4 protein-coding genes and 1 tRNA gene are annotated in these 5,954 nt (G+C 69.8%); 4 read left to right on the forward strand and 1 reads right to left on the reverse strand.

Annotated elements, in window-relative coordinates; all coding sequences use genetic code 11:
* Positions 1 to 1,074, forward strand: a 1,074-nt coding sequence (locus GA0115240_RS02320) for a YlbL family protein (protein WP_237554542.1), incomplete at its 5' end; no start/stop codon positions are given.
* A 108-nt stretch (positions 1,075 to 1,182) separates the two neighbouring features.
* Here the strand turns inward: GA0115240_RS02320 and GA0115240_RS02325 are convergent.
* Entirely contained in the window at positions 1,183 to 1,740 is a 558-nt protein-coding gene (locus GA0115240_RS02325) for a PPA1309 family protein (RefSeq protein WP_093734965.1), read from the reverse strand.
* Positions 1,741 to 1,871: 131 nt separating this feature from the next.
* Between GA0115240_RS02325 and GA0115240_RS02330 the strand changes: the two genes are divergently transcribed.
* From GA0115240_RS02330 to GA0115240_RS02340, 3 genes are all read left to right on the forward strand, one after another.
* Positions 1,872 to 4,814, forward strand: coding sequence for a UPF0182 family membrane protein (locus tag GA0115240_RS02330; protein WP_093734966.1), 2,943 nt, complete (start codon positions 1,872 to 1,874; stop codon positions 4,812 to 4,814).
* Positions 4,815 to 4,904: 90 nt separating this feature from the next.
* Positions 4,905 to 4,978: transfer RNA gene (locus tag GA0115240_RS02335), tRNA-Met, on the forward strand.
* 168 nt (positions 4,979 to 5,146) lie between these two features.
* On the forward strand, positions 5,147 to 5,954 hold an 808-nt coding region (locus GA0115240_RS02340), incomplete at its 3' end, for a tetratricopeptide repeat protein (RefSeq protein WP_370673259.1).

A 5,954-nucleotide genomic window follows, 5' to 3' on the forward strand; every position in this document is an offset into this window, starting at 1 on the left:
CCCCGCCGCACAGCGACGCTGATCGCCTCGACCCTGACGCTCATAGCGCTGTTGTGCGTGGCGCTGCTCGCCCCCAGTCCGTACTCGGAGATGTCGCCCGGCCCAACGGTGAACACCCTCGGGGACTACGGCGGTGACATGGTGATCAACATCACCGGCCACCAGACGTATCCGACCAGTGGCAATCTCAACATGACCACCGTCCGGGTCACCGGCGCCGACTACTCGATGAACCTGGTCGAAGGAGTGCTCGGCTGGCTGCGGCACGACGACAAGGTGGTCGAGCACGACACGCTCTACCCGCAGGGGCAGACAGCGCAGCAGGCCGACCAGGAGAACGCCGAGGAGTTCAGCCAGTCCCAGGACAGCGCCAAGGTCGCCGCGCTGCAGGAGCTGAAGATCCCGGTGCCGTCCGAGGTGATCGTGTCCGCCGTGGTCAAGGGCGGCGCCGCCGAGGGCACGCTGCACGCCGGCGACGTGATCAAGGCCGTCGACGGCACTCCGATCACCAAGGCGGACCAGGTGGCGACGGCGGTCACCAAGCACAAGCCCGGCCAGCCGGTCACCTTCACCGTGGTCCGCGCCGCCGACGCGAAGAAGAAGCAGGCCGCGACACAGGACGTGAAGGTCGTCACCCGCACCTCGGCCGACGACGGCCCCAAGCGCGCGGTGGTCGGCATCCAGGCCGGCGTCGAGCACCTGTTCCCGTTCGACATCGACATCAAGCTCGCCGATGTCGGCGGGCCCAGCGCCGGCATGATGTTCGCCCTCGGCATCGTGGACAAGCTCACCCCGGGCGACCTGACCGGCGGCAAGTTCGTGGCCGGCACCGGCACCATAGACGACAACGGGAACGTCGGTCCGATCGGCGGCATCGGCCTGAAGACGATCGGCGCCCGCGACAAGGGCGCCCGGTACTTCCTCACCCCGGCCGACAACTGCGAGGAGGCCGCCAAGGACATCCCCGGCGGCCTCACCCTGGTCAAGGTCAAGACGTTGAACGACGCGATGGCGGCCCTGAAGAACATCAAGGCCGGCAACGACAAGGCGCTGCCCAGCTGCTCCAAGAGCTGACGCCCGGCCGGCCCGAGCCCGAAGCCCGGCCCGGCGCCCGCCGTCCCCCCGGCCCTCGGTTCAGCCCTCGGTTCAGCCCTCGGACCAGCCCTCGGACCAGCCCTCGGCTCAGCCCTCCTCGAAGGTCGCCGCCAGCGCCTCCGCCAGCCCCGGCACCAGCTCCGCCCCGGTCAGTACCTCGGTGGGCGAGTCCTTCGCCCGCAGCCGCACCGCGGACTCCCGGGCGCCGTCACGCAGCACGGCGACCGTCATCCGTACCTCCTGGCGCTGCGGGTGCTCGGCCACCCACGACGCCAGCGCCGCGTCGTCCAGATCCTCCGGCAGCGCCGTCTCCGCGGACGCCGGCAGCATCAGCCGCTCCACCGTCAGCGCGCAGCCGGCGATCACCTCCGGCCAGGCGATGGTGGCGAGGAACTCGTCCAGCGGCTGGCCGGGCGGCAATTCCTCCTGCTCGATCGGGGTCAGGCCGGCCGCGGCCTGCTCGGCCAGCCCCAACTGCGCCGCCAGAGCGGGCTCCTGGGTGCGCAGTTGCGCGGTGTCGACGAGGGCGAACAGTCGTGCGGGCTGGTCCCAGCCGAGGCCGGAGGCGTACTCGTCGATCTCCAGTACGGCCTGGGTCAGCGGGTTCGCGGCGAGGGGGGCGCCATCGGTGGCGGTGTTGGACATGGCCACTATCCTGCCTGTTCCCCGGCCGGAATCGGGAACCGGCCAAAGGGTAGGTAAGTTGCACGGGTGGGAGTCCGACCCGGGACGCCCGCGAAACCGACATTTCGAGGTGCGCACCCTTGGTATTCCAGATGCCCGACCGCGGCGGGGGGCTGCCCGGCCAACGGGTCAGAGCGGTGCGGACCAGCCGCGGTACGCGAACGCTGCTCATCACGATCGGCGTCCTGGCCGTCGTGATGATCGCGTTCGTGATGTTCGCCGGGATCTGGACGGACCTGCTGTGGTACCGCTCGGTGCACTTCTCCTCGGTGTTCACCACCGTGCTGTGGACCAAGGTCGGGCTGTTCTCCGTGTTCGGGCTGCTGATGGCCGCCGCGGTCGGGGCCAACATCTTCCTGGCGCACCGGCTGCGCCCGCCGCTGAGCGCGATGTCGGTGGAGCAGCAGAGCCTGGACCGCTACCGGATGGGGATCGCGCCGTACAAGACATGGGTGCTGCTCGGGATCTGCGCGGTGGTCGGGCTCATCGCCGGCGGGTCGGCCACCGGTCAGTGGCGGCTGTGGATGCTGACCACCAACGCCACCTCCTTCCACCAGAAGGACCCGCAGTTCCACAAGGACGTGTCCTTCTACGCCTTCGACCTGCCCTGGTACCGCTTCCTGGTCGGCTTCGGCTTCGCCGCCGTCGTGCTGTCGCTGATCGCCGCCGCCCTGGTGCACTACCTGTACGGCGGCCTGCGCATCACCTCGCCCGGCGGGCGGGCCACCGCCGCCGCCACCGGGCACCTGTCGGTGCTGCTCGGGCTGTTCGTGTCGCTGAAGGCGGTCGCCTACTGGCTGGACCGGTACGGGCTCGCGGTGAAGTCCAGCGGGCTGAAGTCCACCGACAACTGGACCGGCCTGCGGTACGTGGACGCGAACGCGTATCTGCCCGCCAAGACCATCCTGTTCTGCATCGCGGTGATCTGCGCGCTGCTGTTCTTCGCGACGCTGTGGCGGCGCACCTGGTCGCTGCCGACGATCGGCTTCGGGCTGATGGTGCTGTCCGCCATCCTGATCGGCGGGCTGTACCCGGCGATCGTGCAGAAGTTCCAGGTGCAGCCGAACGAGGCGGCCAAGGAGGCGCCGTACATACAGCGGAACATCGACGCCACCCGGGCCGCGTACGGCATCGCCGGCAGCCAGGTGTCGGACTACGCGGGCACCAGCAAGGCGACCGCGGCGGCGCTGCGCACGGACAGCTCCAGCACCGCCTCGATCCGGGTGCTGGACCCCAACGTGGTCTCGCCGACCTTCCAGCAGATGCAGTCCCGCGGCTACTACTCCTTCCCCTCCACGCTCGACGTCGACCGGTACACCGTGGACGGCAAGGAGCAGGACACCGTGGTGGGCGTGCGTGAGCTGAACATCAACGGCATCCCGCAGAACAACTGGATCAACGACCACTTCAAATACACCCACGGCTACGGGGTGGTGACCGCCAAGGGCACCGAGGTGACCGGCAGCGACCCGACGAGCAGCGACCCGACGAGCGACGACCCGTCCGGACAGCCCGTCTACACCGAGCAGGACCTGCCGACCACCGGTTCCCTCGGCAGCTACCAGCAGCAGATCTACTTCGGCGAGCAGACCACGCAGTACTCGATCGTGGACGGGCCCACCAAGGAGGTGGACTACGCCGGCAAGTCCGGTGAGCAGTCGACCAGTTACCAGGGCAAGGGTGGTGTCAGCCTCGCCGACCCGCTGACCCGGGCCGCCTACGCGGTGACCTTCGGCGAGCCGCAGATGCTGTACTCCGGGGCGATCGGCCACGGTTCGAAGATCCTCTACAACCGCACGCCCAAGGAGCGGGTGGAGGCGGTCGCGCCCTGGCTGACCATCGACGGCGACCCCTATCCCGCGGTCGTCGACGGGCGCGTGCAGTGGATCGTGGACGCGTACACCACCACCAACGGCTATCCGTACGCCTCCCGGACCACGCTCGGCGACACCACGACGGACTCGCTGACCGACAACCAGCGTTCGGTGGTGGCCCAGCAGAACCAGGTCAACTACATCCGCAACTCGGTCAAGGCGACCGTGGACGCCTATGACGGCACCGTCAAGCTCTACCAGTGGGACACCGAGGACCCGGTGCTCAAGACCTGGATGAAGGCGTTCCCGCACACCGTGCAGCCGAAGGCCTCGATCCCGCCGGACCTGTTGTCGCACCTGCGCTACCCGCAGGACCTGTTCAAGGTGCAGCGGCAGCTGCTCACCACCTACCACGTCACCACGGCCGCGCAGTTCTACAGCGGCAGCGAGGTGTGGCAGGTGCCGGACGACCCGGCCTCGAAGTCCGGCAAGTCGGTGCCGCCGTACTACCTGAGCCTGAAGATGCCAGGCCAGAGCGGGCAGGCGTTCTCGCTCACCTCGACCCTCACCCCCAACCGACGGCAGAACCTGGCGGCCTTCCTGTCGGTGGACTCCGACGCCACCAGCCCGGACTACGGCACGATGCGGCTGCTCAAACTGCCCACCGACGCGCCGGTGGACGGGCCGCAGCTGGTGCAGAGCAAGTTCAACTCCGCGTTCGCCCAGACGATAACGCTGCTGCGCGGCAAGGACTCCACGATCGAGTACGGAAATCTGCTGACCCTGCCGCTCGACGGGGGGCTGATGTACGTGGAGCCGGTGTACGTACGCGGCGCGGACACCAACATCCCGCTGATGAAGAAGGTGCTGGTCGACTTCGACGGGAGGATGGCGCTGGGGGCCACCTTGGACGAGGCGCTGGGCTCCGTCTTCGGCACCGGTGCCAGTCCGCCGACGCAGGCCGGCACGGGTGGTACGGCGGGCACGGGCGGAGCCGGCGGCACCGGCGGCGCGGGCACCGGCGGTACGACGGCGAAGCCGCCACCGGCCGCGTCCGGTACGGGCGGCGGCCTTCAGGACGCGCTGAACCGGGCCCAGCAGGCGTACGAGGACGGGCAGGCCGCGCTGAAGGCCGGCGACTGGGCGAAGTACGGCGACGCCCAGAAGCGCCTGGCGGCCGCGCTGCAGGACGCGCAGCGGGCGGAGCGCAAGCCCGGCTGATGGGCCGATCGGGTCACGTCGGGCCCGATCGGTGCCGGTCGGAGCCGGTCGGGCAAGATCCCGCGTCGTGGTACGGTTGCGACACAACAGCGCGGGGTGGAGCAGCTCGGTAGCTCGCTGGGCTCATAACCCAGAGGTCGCAGGTTCAAATCCTGTCCCCGCTACTGCTCGAAGAGGCTCGAAGTCAATAGACTTCGGGCCTCTTCACTTATATGGGGGACCTTGCACGTCAAACGTTTGATGTGACGCCTTATCGGGAAGTCGACAAAACGCTGAAGTGACCGTGCGGGTTGCGGTATACCAGGTGTACGCCGGTACCGGGTGGTGCAACGATGGGGCTTATGGGGGAGAGTGCGAGGCTGCTGAATACTCGTCAGAGCCATGGTCAGCGTGGGTCGACGGGCGATCTGCCCGTGCCCGCGGGCACTTCGGGGACCACAACGAACATGCTTGCGAACAACCTTGCGGACAACGGGGTGAATGCGACGGTGGCGGCGCTGCTGCCCGCGCCGCGTACCGAGGACAGCGCGATCGTCGCGGCCGGGGACGGTACGGGGGGTGCGGCCGGGGGGCCGTGGCCCGTGCCGGTGCTGCTGACCGAGCTGCCCGACGAGGACACCCTCGCGATGCGCGAGGAAGCCGAGATCGAGGCACGGCACCGCCGCGCCGCCGAGCAGGGCGAGCCGGGCGCCATGAGCGCGCTGGGCACGCTGCTGCTGCGCCGCGGCGACCTGGACGCGGCCGAGCCGTTCCTGCGCGCCGCCGTCCAGCACGGTGACCGCGCCGCCGCCAACAACCTCGGCCTGCTGCTCAACCAGCACGGCAAGGCGGACGAGGCGGCCGACTGGTGGCGGATCGCCGCCGTGGCCGGCTCCGCCGCCGCCGCGCACGCGCTCGGCCGGCACTACCGGGAGCGCGGCGACGAGCCCGGCGCCGAGTACTGGCTGCGGCAGGCCGCCGAGTCCGGCCACACCCTGGGCGCCTACGCGCTCGCCGATCTGCTCGACCACCGCCGGGACGTGGGCGCCGAGCGGTGGTTCCGTGCCGCCGCCGAGCACGGGCACCGCGAGGCCGCCTACCGGCTGGCCCGCGCCTGCGCCGAGCGCGGCGAGGACCACGAGGCCGAGCAGTGGTACGGCA

Origin of the sequence: Streptomyces sp. DvalAA-14 (assembly GCF_900091855.1) — a bacterium.
In the GTDB taxonomy this organism is placed as follows: domain Bacteria; phylum Actinomycetota; class Actinomycetes; order Streptomycetales; family Streptomycetaceae; genus Actinacidiphila.

Excerpts from the sequence above, each read along its gene's own strand:
- GA0115240_RS02330 (WP_093734966.1), top strand. The coding sequence starts at position 1,872 with ATGCCCGACCGCGGCGGGGGGCTGCCCGGCCAACGGGTCAGAGCGGTG.
- GA0115240_RS02325 (WP_093734965.1), bottom strand. The coding sequence starts at position 1,740 with ATGTCCAACACCGCCACCGATGGCGCCCCCCTCGCCGCGAACCCGCTG.